The sequence below is a fragment of the Yeosuana marina genome (assembly GCF_011762485.1).
Classification (GTDB): Bacteria; Bacteroidota; Bacteroidia; order Flavobacteriales; family Flavobacteriaceae; genus Yeosuana; species Yeosuana marina.
The window spans coordinates 318,200-338,485 of sequence record NZ_JAAKGI010000005.1 but is presented as its reverse complement, the minus strand read 5'-3'; the positions used below and the strand labels follow the sequence as shown (position 1 = coordinate 338,485).

Genomic DNA, 20,286 nt, shown 5'->3' with positions numbered 1-20,286 from the left:
TGAGCTCATATGTCATTAATTTGTAGAAAATCTATAGATTTATAGAAATAAATGGGGTTTGTGCGCAAACTCCCGTTACCTGCAAGCAAAAATAACGACACGAATGAAAGCAATATTAGTAATCATAGTCATTGGAATTACCTTATTTAGATGTAAAGAAAAAACATCTGAGAAAAAAGAAATTCAAGAAAAAATAAAATTCAATCAATACTTGGCTGACGAGCTCAAAAAAATGGCTGAAGTCGACCAAATCGCTGCCTATATACCACAAGGAAAATACAAAGAAATGACTTCTGAACAATGGAATTCATTTAAGGACAGCGTTTTTACTACTCACCAAAAACGCCTAAAACAGATATTTGATGAATACGGATTTGTAGGCTTTGATTTAGCTGGAGAAGAAGGTTCAAAAAATTTTTGGCTTATTGTTCAACATTCTGACCATAATCCTGATTTTCAAAAAGAAATATTGGAAAAAATGATAATTGAGGTCGAAAAAGGAAATGCAGAGCCAAGCAACTATGGACTTCTTTTAGATAGAGTGAATCTTAATACAGGAAAACCTCAGATCTATGGAACACAAGTTGACTACAATTTTGACATAGCACAAGCCTTTACAAAGAAATTAGCTGACAGTGGAAATGTTAATAAAAGAAGAAAATCAATTGGACTCGAACCAATAGAGGAATATTTAAACCAAATGACAAGAATGAACGCGGATTTTTAAGAGAGAAAGAATTACAGGCTATTATTGAAAAGAAATTTGAAATTGAAAGGCTAGAACTCGTTAAGGATTTGTTTGTGTTTAGCTGTTATACGGGCCTATCATATATTGATGTTATGAACCTCAACGAAGATAATATTACGTTCGGTATTGATGGAGGTAAATGGATAATCACTAATAGACAAAAGACACATAACAAGGTGAAAATTCCATTGCTTCCAATTGCCGAAGAATTAATTGAGAAATACTAAGGCCATATTAAAACCAAGAAAACAAAAACCTTGTTTCCTAACATTTCAAATCAAAAGCTTAACTCATATTTAAAAGAAATAGCAGATTTATGTAAGATCAAAAAGAATCTTACTTTCCATATTGCACGCCATACATTTGCCACTACAATAACTTTAAGTAATGGTGTGCCCATAGAAACTGTTTCAAAACTTTTAGGACATTCAAAGATTGCTACTACTCAAATTTATGCTAAAGTTATTGAGCGAAAAGTTAGTGATGATATGGAAATATTGAAAAGAAAAATGGCTATAATAAATAATTGTAAACAAAAAGCATAAAATGATTTAATAGTGTCTTAAAGAGGGCATGCAAAATATAATAATGTTACTAATTAGTTGGGATTATTTTATAAATTAGTTTAATGGATAATTTTAAAAAATTCTTAGAAAAACTGATATCCTTTAACCCTAAAGAGACGGATGTCTTTATATCTCTATTTTTTGAACAGGATTTAAAAAAAGGGGATTATTTAGCAAAAGCAGGAGAATATTCAACTAAACTTGCCTTTCTTAAGTCTGGGATAATGAGGGCTTTTTATAGAAATAGCAATGGAAAAGAATACAATAAAACATTTTTTATAGAGAATAGTTTTGTAGCTGCTTATTCATCTCTTATAACTAAACAAAAAAACTTAATTAACATTGAGTGTTTGACCAATTGTAAGATTTTGATTTCCGATTTTAAAGAAATAAACAAATTATATGACAGCTATCCTAAAATTGAAAGTCTTGCCAGAATTTTAGCAGAAAGAAAATTTACTATTAAAGAAAAACGTGAAGTTGAATTGGTTACTTTAGACGCAGCTGATCGTTATAAAATCTTTCAAAAAGAATATCCTAATTTAGAAAATCTGGTTCCTCAATACCATATAGCATCCTATTTAGGCGTCTCACCCACACAACTTAGCAGAATCAGGTCTAAAAAATAAAATCTTTACATATGTAAATGCAGGATTGTTTTGTTATTATCAATTTCGCTTAGTCAAATCTTTTAAAAATGCGATTAAATAATAACAAAATACTTATAACAGGAGCAACTACTGGTATTGGAAAAGCTTTAGCCGAAAAATTTCTTGAATACGGAAATGAAATTATTGTTGTAGGAAGAAATTTTACTGAGCTAGAAGATTTACTAGATTATGATAAAAGAATCATTCCGTTTAAATGTGATATCTCTAAACAAGAGGAATTACTTAAACTCAAAAATTTTGTTGAAGTAAATCACACAGACTTAAACATTTTAATTAATAATGCTGGCATACAATATAATTACAACTTCGCTGAGGAGCATCAAATAATTGAAAAAATAGATTCTGAAGTTGATGTTAATCTATTAGCCCCATTAAAACTTACAGCTTTATTATTACCAATTATTAAATTGCAGGACAATGCTGCCATTATAAATGTGTCTTCTGCATTAGCAATCGTACCAAAACATCAGGCTCCTGTTTATTGCAGCACAAAAGCGGCTATTCATATATTTTCAAAATCATTAAGAGATCAGTTAAAAAACCACGTAAAGATTTTTGAGATTATTCCACCTATTGTGAATACAAAAATGACAGAAGGTAGAGGAAGCAATAAAATGTCTCCAGAAAAATTAGCCAATCAATTTATAAAAGCCTTTAAAAAAGATAGATTTGAAATTAATATCGGTAAAGTAAAACTATTGAGAGTTATAAATAGAATTTGTCCAAAAGCAGCTGATAAAATTATTAATAGAAGTACAAAATAAATCTAACATGAAAAATCCACTTTACATATTCCTCGTTCTGATCTTGTTATTATTGACCACAACTATTACGGCGCAAAGTAAAAAAATCTTATTTGTATTAAGCGCAGCAGACACTTTAGAACTTAATAACGGCAAAAAACTACGTCAAACAGGTGTTTTTCTTAACGAGTTTTACTTACCCTATAAAGCTGTTTCGGATGCAGGTTTTAGTGTGGACTTTGCAACTCCAAATGCTGTCGTGGCAACAATTGACAATGAAAGTAAAGATGATAAATACTGGAAGAATAATTCAGAAATTAAAACAGAAGCCTTGTTGTTTGTAGAAAAAGACAGTGCATTTAATAATCCTTTTTCTTTAGAAAAGATAATTGAGAACTTGCAAGATTATGATGGTATGATAGTTCCTGGAGGACAAGGTTTGATGGTAGATTTAATAAATGAAAAAAACGTTTCCAAATTGCTTAAATATTTTGCTGAAAACAATAAGCCTATTGGGTTAGTCTGTCACGCACCAAGTCTTATTTTAAGCATTCCAAAAAAAGAAAATCCGTTTGTTGGGTATGAAATTAATTCTGTAAGCCCGCTAGAAGAGTGGTTTATTGAATCTTTTATAATGAAAGGAAAACCAGAAAAAAGAAAGATTGCAAAACAACTTAAACAAATGGGATTAATTTATAAAAGCAAATCTCCAAAATCTAATTTTGCTGTTAGAGACCGTAATTTGGTGAGTAGTCAAAATCCGTATTCTAGTGAGGCTTTTAACAAATTGTACCTTGAAGCTTTATTAGAGTATTCGCAAAGCTATCCTATTAAAAACTAAATTTTAAACAAAAAAGAATATCTTATAATATATAATAATTTGATATGGGATCTATTTCTAAAATTGCAGGTATAAGCTATATTATTATATTTTTCACTGCCATATTTGCGAATTTCTTTGTCTTAGAGTCATTAACAAAAACCCCTTTAAGTTTCTTGAGTCAAACCCAATGTTAGTTAGATATGGAATTCTAGCATTTTTAATCACGGTTGTTTTTGATGTCGTTATAGCTTGGGCTTTTTATGAGCTCTATAAAAACCACACTTTAACTATTTTAAGTACACTTTTTAGAATGATGCATGCATCAATAATGGGAGTTGCTGTTTTTGCACTTCCTATTATTTTTAATTTAAAAACAGATGAAAGCATCTTACATCAATTAGACATTTTTAATACAATATGGTTGATAGGCTTGTTCTTTTTTGGGATTCATCTCATCTTACTAGGCAAAATTATTAAACGGCCAAAGTTTATAACCTTATTCCTTATTCTAGGTGGTGCAATGTATATACTAGATACAACTATGCATTTTCTTTTGCCTGATTATAATCAATATGCGTCTATATTTTTGGCTCTTATAGCCATTCCAAGCATAATTGGAGAAATGTCTTTAGCTATTTGGTTATTGATTAAGAAAACCCAATAGATTTTAAGAGCATTTTCTAATAGTATTAATACAATTTTAAGGTTTGTTTAAAAATTTATAAATAGCTGAAAAATCAAGCCTCTCAAAACCATTATTATTTGCCTCTGCAAATATATGTTTAGTAAGCTCCGTTAATGTTAAATCACAATTAATCTCTTTTGATGTTAAGCTTGCGAGTAATAAGTCTTTATGCATCCATTCCAGAGGAAACTGCGCAGAAAAATCATCCATTCTTATCTTATCAGCTTTTGCGGCAATAAATGGAGGTGTAACGGGGAGTAATGGTAAAGTTTCTAATAAAAAGTCTTTTTTTAATCCTGCGCTTTCACCAAATCGCAATGCTTCAGAAAACATCAACATAGAATTTGCTAAGAGTGAATTTACTATTATTTTAAAAGTACTGGCACTACCTATTGATTCACCTGTTTTTATTATTTTTTTGCCCATATAGCCTAAAACAGGTTGTATTTTTTTTATGAGTCTATCTTCACCGCTTACAAAAAAAGTTAAAATAGCTGCTTCTGCTTGAGGCTTACTTCCTGCTACAGGAGCTTCTATATAGTTTACATTTTTTTTCTTAGTTTCTTTGAACATTTCCTTTGCAAAAGATGGGTTAACTGTTGAGCAATCCATCCAAATTGCATCTTTTTTCATTTTACTAATAAAACCAGGCTCACATAAGGTTAACTCTTCAATCACTTGAGGTGTTGACAGCATAGTTATTACTAAGTCAGCGTCTATTACAGCATCCTGAAATGATTTTGCGGTGTTAGCTCCCATTGACTTTAGTTTATCTAAACTTTTCTGGCTACGATTATAAACGGTTAAATCATATCTGCTTTTTAACAAGTTTTTAGCCATTGGTTCACCCATGATACCAAGGCCAATAAAAGATATTTTCATTATTTGAGTTTTTTAAGTTACCAAGGAAAATAAAATGAAATGATTAATATATTAATTGTTATTAAAGCTACATTCCAGTATTCTCTTTCTGGAAAATTGTATTTAAATATCAAAAAAAGGTAAGTTAAAGCCATTGCCAGTAAAAACAATAAATAAATTACCGCTAGTTCCTTATTGGTCTCAGGGTTTAGTGCAATAATAAACAATACCAGACTTGGTAAAATACCATTGGTACCTATTATTTTAACAAATGACTCTTGGTAACTACCTTCTTTAAAGCCAAGTAGTTTATGATACCATTTTGAGAAAAACCAGTGAGATATTACCCAATAAAAAAAGATAAAAACACTTAATACCATTAAATAAATTTGAAACCATGACAAGTTAAACATACAATTACATTTGCTTTTATAATGTCCAAAATTATACCATCGGAGAGTCAAACACTAGCCTGTTTAGGCCAAAAAATGATTTATATCGATCAGATTTCTTGTTGACTTTTAAATTGTTTAGGTGACACACCGAATTGTTTGGTAAATATTTTTATAAAGTAAGAGATGTTAGAATACCCAACTTCAAAAGCACACTCTGTTACTGTATAATCTTTAACTGTTAATAAATATGCTGCTTTATCTAACCTTTTTCTCCTAATCCAAGAAACAGGTGTGTCATTATAAATTTTTTTAAAATCTCGCTTAAATGAAGATTCACTTTTATTACATAGGTTAGCAAAATCATTTATAGAAAGTGGCTTTAAATAGTTATTCTCCATTATATATTCAACACTTTTCTGGCTTAATCCTGATTTTGATAAATAATTAGCTATTGAAGAGTCTTTTTCATCATTTATTAAAATTAAAAAGAGTTCCTTAACTTTTACATTTAAAATATCTAAAGAAACCATCTTTTCATCAAGGTACAATAGCAATGAAGAAAAGAAATTATCTAGTAAGTTAGACTTATTGATTTTTTTTGGTGACAGTATATCATTATGTTTTCTCTTTTTTTCCTGAAAGAATATCTGCTTCAAAAAACTTGTATTAAAAAACAATAATATACATTCAAAATTAGCAATATCATAAACATCAATTAAATAATAAACACCTTTAGGGATAAAGAAATATTCTCCTTGTACTAATTCAATTTGATTAAAGGTATTGTGTATTCTCTTTTTTCCACTTATGACATAACCAATTAGAAAATCCGTTAAATGATACTCTACTTTACCTTTACTATCAAATACACTCTTTTGAAGTAATAATGTATTGTTTTCTAAGGTATGAGATTTAACATTCCTGTCATTAATAAAATATTCTGGTATTTTTATCATTCAAAAAGAAATGTTTTAATTGCCATTAAAAATAGCATGATACTCCTTTTTACCTCTATCAGTTAAATAAGGGTAAATCGCCTGGGTAATTACTTCAGAATAATAATCAATATATTTTTTAGACATTCTTTTATTTACTACTTCGGCAGACGAAATCCAGAAATCACCAATTATTTGAAAACGATCATATAAATACACATACTCTTTAGGCAATTGTTCTTCCCTAAGCACACCATTATCTATAAGCACCTTAAACAAATTGTTAAATTGCATTTTGCGCATCTCGCTTAATTTTAGATAATGTGCTTTTATCGACTCATGCTCTCTCATAATCTGTACAAAGTCTAAAAAGAAAAACCTATAATCGTAAAAACTATTCATAATAGTTGTAGAAATATCGACAAGCAACTTTAAGCAAGGTTCTTTTCCTTGATTTTCAGTTAAAGCCTCATCAATACGTTTTACCAATTGATGATACAACGTTTCAATAATATCTTCTCGCTTTTTAAAATGATAGTTTAAATTTCCCTGACTAATATTCATAGCCCTAGCAATGGTTCTTAAAGTAACCTTCGCTAAACCTTCTTTATTAAATAAGGATAGCGACTGACTCAATATTTTCTCTTTAGTATTACCCATAACAATATAAAAATAAAAAAATTAGTACACTTGACCTAATTTAATTAAATTTTAGTAAATTTGACCTAATTTTAAATGTATCTATAAAGTGAAAATAAATAAAATTAATAAGGCTTTCAAGAAAGTTGCTAAATATACCTTAAAAAATAAATGGGCAATAATCACAGCTTTCGTAGTAATAACTGCTATTGGTTTTTTAGGCTTAAAAAAAATTACTATTGAATACTCTAACGAGAGTATGTTTCTACCGGATGATCCTTTGATTGTTATGACAGATGAGTTTAAGGAAATTTTTGGTAATGATCAGTATGTGGGAGTTTTAGTAAAGTCTGATTCACTTTTTACAAAACATCATCTTGAATTGCTAAAAGACCTTAGTAATGAATTATTGGACAGTGTACCTTTTGCTGACAAAATTACATCACTAACAGATATGGAATTCATGATTGGTAATGGTGATGGCATTGAAATAACCCATCCCGTACCTAATCTAATTCCAGAAAAACAACAAGAACTCGACTCCATAAAAGCTAACATTTACAAAAAAGAACATGTTGCAGAAAAAATACTCTCCAAAGATGGGCATTACAGTTGGATTATACTCAAGCTAATTCCCTTTTATAAAGATTGGCAAAAGAGAGGTGAACAAATGCCAGAACTACGTGTTGGTAACGCAGTTCAGAAAATAATTGAAAAACATAAATATTCACCGTTAAATCCCCATGCAACTGGAATGCCCTATTTTAATTTTAACGAGAAAACTTTTTTTGATAAAGAGTCGGCTCGAGTGTTAGGCATGGCATTAATAATTGCTTTATTCTTTTTACTTTTCTCCACTCGTTCATTTGTTGGAGTAATCACACCTATTATAGCAACTATTTCGGCTGTAATTATTGTTTTTGGATTTGCCGGATTTTTAAATTTTAAAATTGCGGGATTAGTTATAACAGTTCCTATACTATTGTCTTTAGCTATTTCTATCGGTTACTCTATTCATGTTTTTACCTTTTATAATAGACATATGAGGCAAACTGGCAATCGGCGTGAATCTGTTTTATTTGCTATTGAAGAAACCGGATGGCCACTTCTATTTACAGCCTTAACCACATTTAGCGCGCTTTTATCCTTTTTGATTGTGCCAGTACCAACTATCAGATTTATTGGCTTGATAACTGCAGGTTGCGTTTTAGCCATTTTACTAATCATCCTCTTTATCATGCCAATTCTGTTAAGCTTTGGGAAAGATAAACAACCTGTTCAGACAAAAAACAACTCTACAAAGCATCCTATTTCTGAATACTTAGAAAAGTTTGGAGCCTACATTCTTAACTATCCTAAAACTATTTTGATAAGTGCTTTTGTAATGATGGCTATTCTCATTTATGGGATGACTAAAGTTAAAGCTTCATTTGATATCGAAAAAACCATTGGTACTAAAGTACCTTATGTAAAAATCATATTAGATATCGCTAATACCGAATTAGGCTCCCTTTACTCATATGATTTAATGATAGAGCTACCAAATAACGGCGATGCTAAACTCCCAGAAAATCTAAAAAAACTAGATGAGTTAAACACCTATATCAAATCGTTTGAACTCACTAAAAAAACAACCTCCATACTAGACATTGTAAAAGATTTAAATCAAGTATTAAACGAGAACGATAAAAATCACTACTCCATTCCTAATGATGAAAGACAGTTAGCACAAGAACTTCTACTTTATGAAAATGCTGGTGGTAGCGAAAGTGAATACTGGATTGATTATGATTATAAAAGACTACGCATAATGGTAGAGGTAGACTCTTACAATTCTGGAGAACTCAGACATGAAAATGAATTATTACACACAAAAGCTGAAGAATTATTCCCAGAAGCAAGACTATCAGTAGTAGGTACTATCCCGCAATATGCAAAAGTTAATGAATATGTAGTAAAGGGACAAATCAATTCATTTCTTGTGGCTTTGACTATCATTACAACTTTATTGATTATTGTTTTTGGAAGCTTTAAGGCTGGTCTTGTAGGCTTGATTCCTAACATTGCTCCCGCTATAACCGTTGGCGGTATTATGGGCTTTTTTAATATCCCTTTGGATATGATGACTGTAACCATCATCCCAATGATTTTAGGTTTAGCAGTTGATGACACCATCCACTTCTTTAATCATGGTAGATTAGAATTTGAAAGAACCAGTAATTACAATCAGTCAATTAAAAAAACATTTGGCAGTGTAGGTATTGCTTTGGTACTTACAACCCTTATTTTATCAGCCAACTTCCTAACCTATACAACCTCATCAGCAAATATTTACATCCACATGGGTGTATTAGCAACCTTAGGATTATTATCAGCCTTAATAGCTGACATGTTGGTAACCCCAATCCTAATGAAACAATTTAAAATCTTCGGTAAAGAAAAATCTATACATCATGAAAACCAATAAACTTATAAAACCCATACTATATGCGTTTTGTGCGCTGCTAAGCATCAGTTCTTTTGCACAAACAATTAGTGCTAGAGAAATCATGCAAACTGTTATTGACCGTCCAGATGGCAACAATAGAAAAGCCAAACTCACTATGGAACTCATTAATAAACGAGGTAGTAAAAGGCTGCGATCAGTCTTAATCTATTCTATGGATATTGATAAGGATAAAAAAAATTTGATGTACTTCTTATCACCTGCTGATGTAGAGGGTACTGCGTTTTTAACTTGGGAATATGATGATTCTAACAAGGAAGATGACCGCTGGCTGTTTTTACCTGCTTTAAACAAAACAAGACGTATTAGTGGAACATCTGCCAAAAAAGATTACTTCATGGGGACCGATTTTACCTATGAAGATATGGGCACACGAAACATTGATGAAAACACCTATAAATTATTAGAAAACCAAACAAGTAATGATAACCTTTGGGTGATAGAATCTACTCCTACAGATCCACGAGACATCTACTCCAAATTAGTTAGTTATATAGATAAAACCCAACTAATTGCTCATAAAATTGAGTTTTATGACAAAATGGGCAACCTAATGAAAACCCTTATTGTAACTGATATAAATAAAGTTGATGGTTTTTGGATAGCTCATAAAATGCACATGGTAAACCATCAACAAAACCACGAAACTATTTTAAGCATAACAGATGTTACCTATAACATTTCTATTAATGAAAATATGTTTACGGTTTCTAAAATGGAAAAAGGTATTGTTAATTAACAAGCATATATATCATCTATTATTTTTTGGCTTTTGGTTTTTTAATTCGCCATTCTATTTGATGGCTCAACAGGAAAAACCAAAGCTTGATTTTGGTGGCTTTGTAGAGGGATACTATGCTGTTAGAAGTTCCAATCCTTACGATTTTATGAACACTCGAAACCGAATGCGAGGCGAACTAAAAATGCAGCATAACAACGCTTATTTTTTTACGTCTTTTAATCTAACTCATAACGATGCCATTCCAGATCAAACAGGATTTGAATTAAGAGAGGCTTATTTTGAATACTCAAAAGATAACTGGACTGCCACTATTGGTAGACAGATAATTGTTTGGGGAGTTGCAGATGCACTCCAAATAACAGACCTTATTTCTCCTTTAGATTTTACCGAGTTTTTAACTCGAGATTATGACGATATTCGAGTACCAGCAAATGCTATTAAATTTAATTATCAAAAACCATCTTTCAGACTAGAGCTTGTCTTTACCCCTGTTCCAGCCTTTACAATAATCCCACACAGTAAAGACAATGCTTGGTCTGCTTTTCCAACTTCTGGGTATCCAGAATATGATATTGATTTAGATACTAAACCTAATAAAACATTAAAGAATAGCGAATTTGTCATCAGGAGTTCATTTTTTCTGTCAGGGATAGACATTGGCTTAACCGCATTACATACATGGAATAAAACACCTGTTTTTAATTACACCACTTCACAAGCTAATGACACTATTTATGTGCAGCCTAATTATCATAAATTAGATGTTCTATCAACAGATTTTTCGATTTCAAAAGGATCGATGGTTATAAGAGGTGAATTTGCTTACTACTTTAATGAAATTCAAGGTGTTGCAAATCAAGAAAAAGCAACTACTACTAAAAATAGTCTTAACGCTTTACTAGGATTAGATTGGTATCCGGGAAATGATTGGAATATCACCACACAATATTATTTAAAATCTATAAGTGATTATACTTCAGATTTAATTTCAAAAGAAATATCAAACTTAGCTACAATAGGCATTTCAAAATCTATATTAAACAACAACCTAAAGCTCTCAACTTTTGCTTATGTAGATTTAGATTACGAAGGATTTTATGATCGCACAGCAGTAGAATACTCCCTTTCAGATTCCATAAACCTTTTTATAGGCTACGATTGGTTTAAGGGTGATGAAGGACAATTTAGTCCTTATAAGGACAACTCAGAATTTTGGATAAAAGCTAAATACTATTTTTAAAGATGAAACGAGTAACCATTATAGGAGCTGGTATTGCCGGATTAACAACGTCCATTGCATTAAAACAAAGAGGTTTTGAAGTTGAGATTTTTGAGGCTGCTCCACAATTTAAAAAAGCCGGATCAGGTATCAATCTTGCCATGAATGCCATGCAAGTGTATAAAAAATTAGGTGTTTACGACGATATTTTAAAACAGGCTAATTACACTAGTTCAATGGAATCGACCAACAAAAAGTTAAAGGTTCTAGCGGGTGTAGATTTTACAGAATTGGAATCTAAATTCGGAGTTAAAAATGTAGCTATACATAGAGCGGAACTTCATGAAATACTGGTAAACCATTTAGGAAACACACCTATTTACCTCAATAAAAGGCTAAAATCCATCACTCAAGAAAATAATAAAGTGTTATTAAATTTTGATAATAGAACCCAACACTATGCTCATATTGTAATAGGTGCTGATGGCATTCATTCAGAAGTTAGAGAATCTATTTTTAAAGACAGCATGTTACGAGATGCCAATCAGCTTTGTTGGCGTGGGATTACCAATATTGATTTAGACTCTGAATACAAAAACAAACTAAAAGAAGCTTGGGGTAAAGGTAATCGGTTTGGCTTTGTACATATCTCTAAAAAGGAAGTGTATTGGTATGCTTTAATCAATAAAAATTTAGCATCTCAAAGCCCTAACCTTAAAGAGATTTTCGCCGATTATCACCCTGTCATTTCAAAAATTATTGATCAAACTCTTGAAGAGAATATTCTCCTAAATGAAATTTGGGATTTAAAACCTATGAAAAAATGGTATGATAAAAACGTATGCCTTATTGGAGATGCCGCCCATGCCACGACCCCAAATATGGGACAAGGTGCTTGCCAAGCCATAGAAAGTGCCTTAGTTTTAAGCAATTGTCTAGCTGAAGAGCAAACCACAGAACAGGCTTTTGAAAAATATCAAACCATGCGCATGGAAAAAGCACACAATGTCACCAATACTAGTTGGAAGTTAGGCAAACTAGCTCAAACTAATAATCTCTTGATAGTACTTTTAAGAAATATGATAGTGCCATTAATACCTAAATCTGCCACCAAAAAACAAAACATAAAACTCTTTACCATTACCCCTAATCCACCATTATGAGATACAAATACGAAATACAAAACACCTGGTTCTTTTTACTTATTCCTATAGCCATTATTGTTTCTTTTAAATTTTCAGATTTACCCTGGATAAATGAATTTAGGACACTAATACCTATTGTAGCTGTGGGCATTATTCTAGTTGGATACTTTTCAAGAAAATTACGCTCAAAAAGGCTTAAAAAAGTTGGTGTATCAGCAACGGCAGAAATTTTAGACGTGAAAGAAATCGGCATGTATGATAGTCGATATAACCCTCAAATAAAAGTATACCTTAAAGTTAAACCTCGATACACACCTGCTTACGAAAAACATTTTTCAGGATTTTTTTCCAAAATGGATATTCATAAACTCCAAAAAGGAAATGTTTTATGGGTAAAGTACGATCCAAACAATCCCAAAAAAGTAATTATAGATGCCGACTAAAAAAGTAATTATAGTGATTGGAGCCCCAAGTTAAAAAGGGCATGGTTAAAAGTTTAATGAGTTTTGAAGATTGGATGAATAAAAGTAATTTATATTAAACATGAAACCCTATTCCTCTAAAGTATTAGTCAACAACCAAACCAGTTTACATATTCAGATTTTTTCAGAAGAAAAAGCAGATACTATCATATTACTTCATGGTGGTCCGGGCATGCCTGACCCAATGACAGAAGTAGTTAATCTACTAAAAGATTTTTTTAGAGTTATAACTTTTGACCAAAGAGGAACAGGAAATTCTACATGCAAAAATTGTGATTATTCAATGGGAAATTACGTTTCGGATATCGATAGTATTGCTGACTATTTAAACCTAATTCCTTTCACTTATTTGGACATTCTTGGGGTGGTTTATATGCTCAAATATACGCTCAGGAAAGACCTGAAAAAATAAAGAGTTTGTTTTTGTGCAGCCCAAGCTCAGGCACAAACAAGATATGGAAAGAAACCGAAAAAGAAGCGCTCATGTTCAATAAAAAAAGCTGCTCAAATTCTGAATGGTTAATGATGGGTTTGAACTCTGGATTAGGTGCCTTGGGCATAAGCAGTGGTTATAAAAATCTTTACAAACAAGTCTTAAAAAATTACAATAAAGGCTTTAAAAATGTTGTGCTTGACAATGATTTATTTAACAAAGTTCATGCAGCTCCAATAAATAAAACCAGAAAACAAATTATAAATTACAAATCACTCAACACCTTTATAAATCCAGCTTTCCCTATTCTTATTACTTATGGTGAAAATGATATTTATGGATCTAGTAAAGAAAATACTTACCTTAGGTTTCCCTCAGCAGAATATGAGGTGGTCACTCATTCAGGTCATATTCCTTGGATTCATAACCATAAATTATTCAGAAGCATATTAATAGGTTTTTATAGCCATTACTGTTAGAGGAAGAGTAAATAGGTTGTGTCTAGTTTATGTAATAATATTTATCTTTATAAAACCAGTAAGTAAAGCATTTTACTTTAAGTTCATTTATAGTATTGTCAACAAATCGGATAACAGTTTGTTTTTGAAATTTATAAATGATTGATATATAATTCTTTATGGGATTAGGTGGTCTACCTGTCATTCCGAAATCAAACTATATTTAGGATTTGGTTATAGAAATGTAATAAAATTAAACAGTTTTGGAATGAAAGACGACTGAATTCTTAATTATCTAGATATTGAACACTTGAACAAAAAGAATAAAATAAAAACTGAATATTGATAAAACATCATAAGTTTTGATTCTCTTTATCCTCTTTTCTATTAAATTTCGTATCTTTAAATAAGATTGAAAGATAATTTTCAGCAAACTAATTCAATTTAAAAGGTTGTTATTGTAACACCTCAAATCGATTAACGCCACAAAACCGTTATAAACATTAAGAATTGTTAGACAGGTTTGAATCCAGTCGAGGTCACAAAATAAGATTCAATTAAATTCATTACCCCACAGTTCTCAGGAACTGTGGGGTTTTTGTTTTCAGTTGGGTTCGTTAAATTTCGTTTAATACCGCTAATTTGTTTCACTATTGTTTCACCATAGTGAAAAAATGTTTCACCAAAATTAGATTTAGGTGAAGAGTTAACGGATTAAATGAAAAGGTTTTTGGGTCTTCGTTTACAGTTGAGTTTATTTCAACTCATTTAATGTCATTTTTTTATTCCACCAGTTTTTAATCAAAATCATTAATCTTAAACAAAATTTTAAAAATTATGGGAACTACATTAAAATTTTACATTAAAACCCCAAAAATGATTACTAAAACTAAAATTGTAGATGCTAAAAGTGGACTAAAACCTAGTTTTTCAAGAATACTAATAAGGACATTATCAAGGTTAATACCTATTGATTTTTTATCGTACCTATTTTTATCAAATGGAATTCACGATATACTTTCCAAAACAGAATTAAAACGAGTATAAACATAAATTAAATTTTAAAAATGAAAAAAATGAAAAATGTAATTGCAATAGGATTTGTTGCAATAATGATGTCAAGTTGTGCAACAGTTTTTGGTGGAAGAGTGACTGCTCATCAAAAAACAAAACCAGCTGCTGGAGATCAACAAAGGGAAGTTAGAGTAGTCGCATTAATTGCGGATATTGTGCTTTTTGCCCCTGGATTAATTGTTGATTTTGCTACTGGAGCAATTTACAAACCAGGAAAATAATTCTGTGCAAAATCGCATAAAAAATAATAGCGGTTTAGTACTTATATAGAGTTAGTTGTGGGTTTGTTATATCTGATTTTTCTTTGAAAATTTTTTGTTGGCAAACCCAGAATTATTCTAATATAAACGCAATTGCAAGCAAGTTTAACTCCAAATTTTACCTTGCCTATAAAAAATGTTAAAGTAAAACCAAACCAATTCAAAATAGTAATTTAAATAATTTGTACTTTCGATTTTAATAGGATTATGGATTTCCGTAATAGTCTCTCCCTTAGAATTTATAGTTTTAAACAAGAATAATAAAGTTTTAGAAAGATAACTTTTTTTATATAATACCATATGAGAGTTTACATTTTAACCATTTTGACTTTAATCTTTCTTACTTCTTGTAGAACCGACCCAAATAAACAAGTTGACGAAGGAACAGTTAAAGAAAACATATATCATAGTAAAGAGATTGGTTGGACTATCGAAATCCCTGAAGGTTGGAATGTAACACAACGAGAAGAAACACAAGAAAGACAGGATAGAGGATTAAAAGCAATAAATGAAGCAATTGGTATTGACTATGATGCAAGTGGTTTAAAACAGCTGATAAGCTTTCAGAAAGACAGATTTCATGTGTTACAGTCATCATCTGAAAAATTTGAACCTGAATATGATGGAGAATATGAAGAAAATAAAGAATTAGTTAAAGAAATGCTTTATGAGCTTTATGCAAGTCGTGGAATAAAAGTTGATACAATTTCTTCAAAAGAAAAAATTGATAATTTAGAATTTAATTTATTTCACATTACAGTTTATGGGCCAAAAGATAATATTATTCTACATCAAGATTTATATTTTAGATATATAAATGGACTTGATTTTGGTGTAAACCTCAATTACATAAAAGAAAAAGAAAAAATAGAATTAATGAGGGTTTGGAAAAATTCAAAATTTGAATAAAAAGGTGATATTTTTTGTAATTATTGTATTACATTTTGTAAATAATTTGTACTTTCGTTTTAATAGGATTATGGATTTCCGTAATAGTCTCTCCCTTAAAATTTTTAGTTTTAAAAAAATAATAATGATAGCTTCTTAAAGATGAATTTGAACTCCAATTATCCCCACTAAAAGCATAAGATAATGAGGATAAAATTCATCGTATAACTAGTTGTACACAATGCAGAAAAACTCACGTAACTGAACAAAATTTAGATTTATGACATCAACAATTACTGACTTTTCTGCAAAAGAACCATCTTTAGGTTACTTCTATCAAATAAAATACGCTTTACTAGTTCTATTAAGTCACTCAAAAGAACTCGACAATCCGAAAGTCAGAATTGAAAACTTAGATGATATTGAAATTGAGGATATTAATACTTTACAACTTTTACAAACCAAATTACATATTAAGAATAAAGCAAATCTTACAGATTCAAGTGTAGATTTCTGGAAAACTATTCGAATATGGTCTGAGTATATAAATAATGGAACGATAGATTTAGATTCAACAATTTTTAATCTAATAACAACAGAGGAGATTCCAGAATCTAGTGTGCTTCATAAATTCAAAAAAAACATAACGTTAGATAGCGAGGTTTTAGAAGTAATTAAAGTTTTGGATAGAATCGCAATAGAATCTACTAACAAGACCAATGAAAAAGCTTATCTGGCATATCAAAGTTTATCTTTAGAGAACAAAAAAAACCTAATAAAACGAATTAGAATTTTAGATAATTCAATTGCAATTACTGAGATTAATGACAAAATAAAAAAAGAACTGATTTTTTCTACTTACCCAAGTACAATAGATGCATTTCTAGAAATTTTAGAAGGATGGTGGTTTGCAAAATCAATAGAAAATTTGACATCACAAATAGACAATATTAGTTCAAGTGAATTACAGTTGAAAATCGCCAATATCAGTGACTCTTTTCAAGCAGATAATTTACCAAATCATTTTCCTATACAACTAGAAATAACAGATGAAGATGTGGAAAGTTTAAAGGAAAGAAATTTTTTAAAACAACTAGAATTAATAAAAATCAAAGCGAACTCGAGAACTCTAAAAAGAGCTATCAGTGATTTTAGAAGAGCATTTGAACAACGTTCTAAATGGTTAAGACTTCATCTATTGAATCCAGATGAGGAAGAACAGTATGATGTGAAACTATTTAATTATTGGAAGAATATTTTCGACATAATGTGTGATGAAGCAGAAGAAAAAAGTATCGAAGAATTAATAGAGTTAGGAAAAGGTTTTTACTTAGAACAATTTGCAAAATCTTGTCCACAAATAAAAATTAGAGAGAAATTCAATGAAGATTATTTAACTAGAGGAAGTTATCAAATGCTTGCAGATTCAAAAAAAATCGGTTGGCATCCAAATTATAAAGAAGATTTATGAATTTAGGCTGGACAGAACGGAATAAGATAGTTGCAAATTTATTTAATCCCGCTTTTTGTGGTGAAATAATCAGAGCAACCGCTAAAGAATATAACAAACATACTAATAAGAAATTTCCTTATGCGTTTGCTTTTTTAGTACTACCAATAGTGCTTCACAAGGCAACTAGAGAAAGAATGCCAAGAACAGTTAGAACATATTTTTTTGTTTGGGTGGAGCAAAATGATGACTTATTTTTTGATTTTCCAAAACGTACTCGAAGTATGGTAAAATATACAAAAGAGGCTTTGTCCTTTTTATTACTTCACAGTAAAATTGAACTCAACGAAAATGCTGAAATATTAGCAAGAGAAGAAAAAGTAAAAAAAATAAACAAAGATGATTATCAGGAATACAACGATATATTAAAAAAAGCAGAAATGCTTGGTAAATGGTTGTCTTCCACGACTAATGTTAAGTCAATATACTCATTTCTAAGAATTACACCATAAATATGCAAATACAGAAAATTATATTATATAGTCATAGTGGAGAAAAGCGAATTTTACCATTTGAATTGGGTAAAGTTAATATCATAACTGGTGAATCAAAATCAGGTAAATCTGCTTTGATTGAAATAATTAATTATTGCCTAGCTTCGAAAGGTTGTGATATTCCAGAAGGGATAATTAGAGATACTGTTTCCTATTTTGCGATTTTATTAGCTTTTAATGACTCAGAATCAGCTTTTATTGCTCGTGAAAATCCAAATATAAAAGGTATTCAAGCTTCTACTACTGTATGTCTTATTCGAAATATTGGAGAAAATTTACCTGATTTAGAGGAGATTAATTCAAATTTAAATGTAGATGCTTTAAAAGATTACTTAACACGGAAAATTGGTATTTCAGAAAATGTTCACGTTCCGGATTCTTTGACTAGAGAACCATTAAAAGCCAACTTTAAACATTCTCGATTTTATTGCTACCAACCTCAATATTTAGTTGCTGACCCATACCAACTTTTTTACAACCAAAATAAAGAGTTTGTTCCCCAATCAATAAAAGATACTCTTCCTTATTTTTTAGGAGCCGTAAATGAAAATTCATTAGCAATTGAAAGTGAAATAGCTCAACTCAAAAAACTTCTAAATAGATTAGTACGAGAAAAAAGAGAATCGGAAAAGATAAAATCAGAGGGAATAAGTCAAGCATTTTCACTTATAGATGAAGCAAAAGAGATTGGGATTTTAGAGAAAACAGCAAATCCTCAAAGTCAAAAAGAGGCCTACACTTTTTTAGAGTACGTTTCCAATTGGGAATATCAACCATTGACAGTAAAGGCCGAAAATTCAGCACTAAAAGATTTGATTGATAAAAGAGGAGAATTAAAAACTGATTTGAGCAAAATATCAGACAATAGAAAAGCAGCAACAGATTACTTAAAAAATTCTTTTGGTTATTCAACGGAAGCTAAACAACAGGAAATTCGTCTTGAATCAATCAATTTGTATAAAGATTCAAGTCAAGATAATTCATTGTGTCCTCTGTGTGACAATCAATTGATTAATTCAATCCCATCTATTGATAGTATAAATCAATCTCTAGCTGATATTAGAGAGGATTTAAAATTTACTAAAGCTGAAAGCCCTCGTATTCAATCTTATATCGATTCTGTAGAAACACAATATCATTCTGTAGAAACAGAATTAAAAAGAGTAGAAAAAAGTATCTCAGCATTATACGTAGAGAACGAAAAAGCAAGAACAGTAAGAGACTTAAACTTGCGTAGAGGAAAAATAATTGGTCGAGTTAGCTTGTTTTTAGAAAGCATAGTTATTGAACAAGAAACTGAAAGTATAGATTCTAAAATTGAAAATCTAAAATCTAAGATTATTGAATTAGAAAAAACTGTTGATAGCGATAATGAACGTGAACTTTTATTATCTATACTTAATAAAATCAATTTGCAAATGAGTAAATGGGTTGAAGGATTAGATGTTGAGTATGAAAACAACCCAATTAGATTCGACATTAATAAATTGACTATGTATATTGATTCTGACACTAAACCTATTGCATTACCACAAATTGGTAGTGGAGCAAATTGGGTAGCTTATCATTTACTAATTGTCTTTGCACTTCATAAACACTTTATACAAAATAATAGACCTGTACCAAATTTTGTAATCATTGACCAACCTACACAAGTCTATTATCCACCTGAAAAAAATGATAATGTGGTAGAAGTAAGTGCGGATGAAATAGCGGTTAATAAAATGTTTGATTTTATGTTTAACGTAGTAGAATCTTTAACACCAAAATTACAAGTAATAATTACAGACCACGCCTATCTGAAAAATGATAGATTTGAAAAATCTGTAAGGGAAATATGGAGAGATGGCTTAAAATTAATTCCAAATGATTGGGGACCATTGAACGGAAAAAGCACTGTGTACAACAATGTATAAAAATAATAGAGGTTTAATCGTTAAAGCGAAAGTAAGTAAATATAAAAAAGGTCTGTGTTTTACCGAAAAGTTAGTGCGTTTTATCCGCTACTA

The 20,286-nt window shown here is 30.4% G+C and carries 21 protein-coding genes and 2 pseudogenes; 19 read left to right on the top strand and 4 right to left on the bottom strand.

What is annotated here, in order from left to right; translation table 11 throughout:
* Positions 1–103: 103 nt before the first annotated feature.
* The 6 genes and pseudogenes from G5V56_RS08690 (at position 104) to G5V56_RS08665 (ending at position 4,215) form a co-directional block, all read left to right on the top strand.
* Entirely contained in the window at positions 104–727 is a 624-nt protein-coding gene (locus tag G5V56_RS08690) for a DUF6624 domain-containing protein (protein WP_166963904.1), read from the top strand.
* Positions 703–1,293, top strand: a pseudogene (locus tag G5V56_RS08685) (site-specific integrase); the annotation flags it as partial. The gene G5V56_RS08690 and the pseudogene G5V56_RS08685, both read left to right, overlap by 25 nt.
* Before the next feature lie 83 nt (positions 1,294–1,376).
* Entirely contained in the window at positions 1,377–1,943 is a 567-nt protein-coding gene (locus G5V56_RS08680; protein WP_166963902.1) for a Crp/Fnr family transcriptional regulator, read from the top strand.
* A 68-nt stretch (positions 1,944–2,011) separates the two neighbouring features.
* Positions 2,012–2,749, top strand: a complete 738-nt coding sequence (locus tag G5V56_RS08675) for an SDR family oxidoreductase (protein WP_166963900.1) — start codon at positions 2,012–2,014, stop codon at positions 2,747–2,749.
* 7 nt (positions 2,750–2,756) lie between these two features.
* Positions 2,757–3,569 (top strand): DJ-1/PfpI family protein, encoded by an 813-nt coding sequence (locus G5V56_RS08670; protein WP_166963898.1) that lies wholly within the window; start codon positions 2,757–2,759, stop codon positions 3,567–3,569.
* 88 nt (positions 3,570–3,657) lie between these two features.
* Positions 3,658–4,215, top strand: a complete 558-nt coding sequence (locus G5V56_RS08665) for a DUF4386 domain-containing protein (RefSeq protein WP_317166419.1) — start codon at positions 3,658–3,660, stop codon at positions 4,213–4,215.
* A gap of 36 nt (positions 4,216–4,251) precedes the next feature.
* Here G5V56_RS08665 and G5V56_RS08660 read toward each other — a convergent pair whose 3' ends face one another.
* The 4 genes from G5V56_RS08660 to G5V56_RS08645 all read right to left on the bottom strand — a co-directional run bounded on the left by G5V56_RS08660 (position 4,252) and on the right by G5V56_RS08645 (position 7,087).
* On the bottom strand, positions 4,252–5,118 hold the full coding sequence (locus G5V56_RS08660) for an NAD(P)-dependent oxidoreductase (RefSeq protein WP_166963896.1): 867 nt from the start codon (positions 5,116–5,118) through the stop codon (positions 4,252–4,254).
* Positions 5,119–5,135: 17 nt separating this feature from the next.
* Complete coding sequence (locus G5V56_RS08655) at positions 5,136–5,477, bottom strand: hypothetical protein (protein ID WP_166963894.1); 342 nt, start codon at positions 5,475–5,477, stop codon at positions 5,136–5,138.
* A 122-nt stretch (positions 5,478–5,599) separates the two neighbouring features.
* On the bottom strand, positions 5,600–6,448 hold the full coding sequence (locus G5V56_RS08650; RefSeq protein WP_166963892.1) for an AraC family transcriptional regulator: 849 nt from the start codon (positions 6,446–6,448) through the stop codon (positions 5,600–5,602).
* A 15-nt stretch (positions 6,449–6,463) separates the two neighbouring features.
* Positions 6,464–7,087 (bottom strand): TetR/AcrR family transcriptional regulator, encoded by a 624-nt coding sequence (locus G5V56_RS08645; protein ID WP_166963890.1) that lies wholly within the window; start codon positions 7,085–7,087, stop codon positions 6,464–6,466.
* Between the two features lie 88 nt (positions 7,088–7,175).
* On the opposite strand from G5V56_RS08645, the gene G5V56_RS08640 reads away from it, so the two are divergent.
* From G5V56_RS08640 to G5V56_RS08580, 13 genes and pseudogenes are all read left to right on the top strand, one after another.
* The gene (locus G5V56_RS08640) at positions 7,176–9,533 is read left to right on the top strand and encodes an efflux RND transporter permease subunit (RefSeq protein ID WP_166963888.1); all 2,358 of its coding nucleotides are present in this window, start codon (positions 7,176–7,178) and stop codon (positions 9,531–9,533) included.
* Positions 9,520–10,311: an outer membrane lipoprotein-sorting protein gene (locus tag G5V56_RS08635; RefSeq protein ID WP_166963886.1), complete on the top strand. Its 792-nt coding sequence runs from the start codon at positions 9,520–9,522 to the stop codon at positions 10,309–10,311. Before G5V56_RS08640 ends, G5V56_RS08635 begins: the two co-directional genes overlap by 14 nt.
* A gap of 61 nt (positions 10,312–10,372) precedes the next feature.
* The gene (locus G5V56_RS08630; RefSeq protein WP_166963884.1) at positions 10,373–11,554 is read left to right on the top strand and encodes a DUF1302 domain-containing protein; all 1,182 of its coding nucleotides are present in this window, start codon (positions 10,373–10,375) and stop codon (positions 11,552–11,554) included.
* A 2-nt stretch (positions 11,555–11,556) separates the two neighbouring features.
* Positions 11,557–12,696, top strand: a complete 1,140-nt coding sequence (locus tag G5V56_RS08625; RefSeq protein ID WP_166963882.1) for an FAD-dependent monooxygenase — start codon at positions 11,557–11,559, stop codon at positions 12,694–12,696.
* Positions 12,693–13,121 carry a DUF3592 domain-containing protein gene (locus tag G5V56_RS08620; RefSeq protein WP_166963880.1) on the top strand — a complete coding sequence of 143 codons (429 nt, stop codon included), beginning with the start codon at positions 12,693–12,695 and terminating at the stop codon, positions 13,119–13,121. Before G5V56_RS08625 ends, G5V56_RS08620 begins: the two co-directional genes overlap by 4 nt.
* A 100-nt stretch (positions 13,122–13,221) precedes the next feature.
* A pseudogene (locus G5V56_RS08615) lies at positions 13,222–13,580 on the top strand (alpha/beta fold hydrolase); the annotation flags it as partial.
* Positions 13,581–13,583: 3 nt separating this feature from the next.
* Positions 13,584–14,072 (top strand): alpha/beta fold hydrolase, encoded by a 489-nt coding sequence (locus tag G5V56_RS08610; protein ID WP_394366203.1) that lies wholly within the window; start codon positions 13,584–13,586, stop codon positions 14,070–14,072.
* Between the two features lie 816 nt (positions 14,073–14,888).
* Positions 14,889–15,098 carry an RDD family protein gene (locus G5V56_RS08605; RefSeq protein ID WP_166963876.1) on the top strand — a complete coding sequence of 70 codons (210 nt, stop codon included), beginning with the start codon at positions 14,889–14,891 and terminating at the stop codon, positions 15,096–15,098.
* Positions 15,099–15,118: 20 nt separating this feature from the next.
* Entirely contained in the window at positions 15,119–15,346 is a 228-nt protein-coding gene (locus tag G5V56_RS08600) for a hypothetical protein (protein WP_206285881.1), read from the top strand.
* A 339-nt stretch (positions 15,347–15,685) separates the two neighbouring features.
* Positions 15,686–16,294, top strand: a complete 609-nt coding sequence (locus G5V56_RS08595; RefSeq protein WP_166963874.1) for a hypothetical protein — start codon at positions 15,686–15,688, stop codon at positions 16,292–16,294.
* A gap of 259 nt (positions 16,295–16,553) precedes the next feature.
* Positions 16,554–17,744, top strand: a complete 1,191-nt coding sequence (locus G5V56_RS08590) for an ABC-three component system protein (protein ID WP_166963872.1) — start codon at positions 16,554–16,556, stop codon at positions 17,742–17,744.
* Positions 17,741–18,235 carry a three component ABC system middle component gene (locus G5V56_RS08585; protein WP_166963870.1) on the top strand — a complete coding sequence of 165 codons (495 nt, stop codon included), beginning with the start codon at positions 17,741–17,743 and terminating at the stop codon, positions 18,233–18,235. Before G5V56_RS08590 ends, G5V56_RS08585 begins: the two co-directional genes overlap by 4 nt.
* A 2-nt stretch (positions 18,236–18,237) precedes the next feature.
* On the top strand, positions 18,238–20,193 hold the full coding sequence (locus tag G5V56_RS08580; RefSeq protein WP_166963868.1) for a DUF3732 domain-containing protein: 1,956 nt from the start codon (positions 18,238–18,240) through the stop codon (positions 20,191–20,193).
* Positions 20,194–20,286 lie beyond the last annotated feature (93 nt).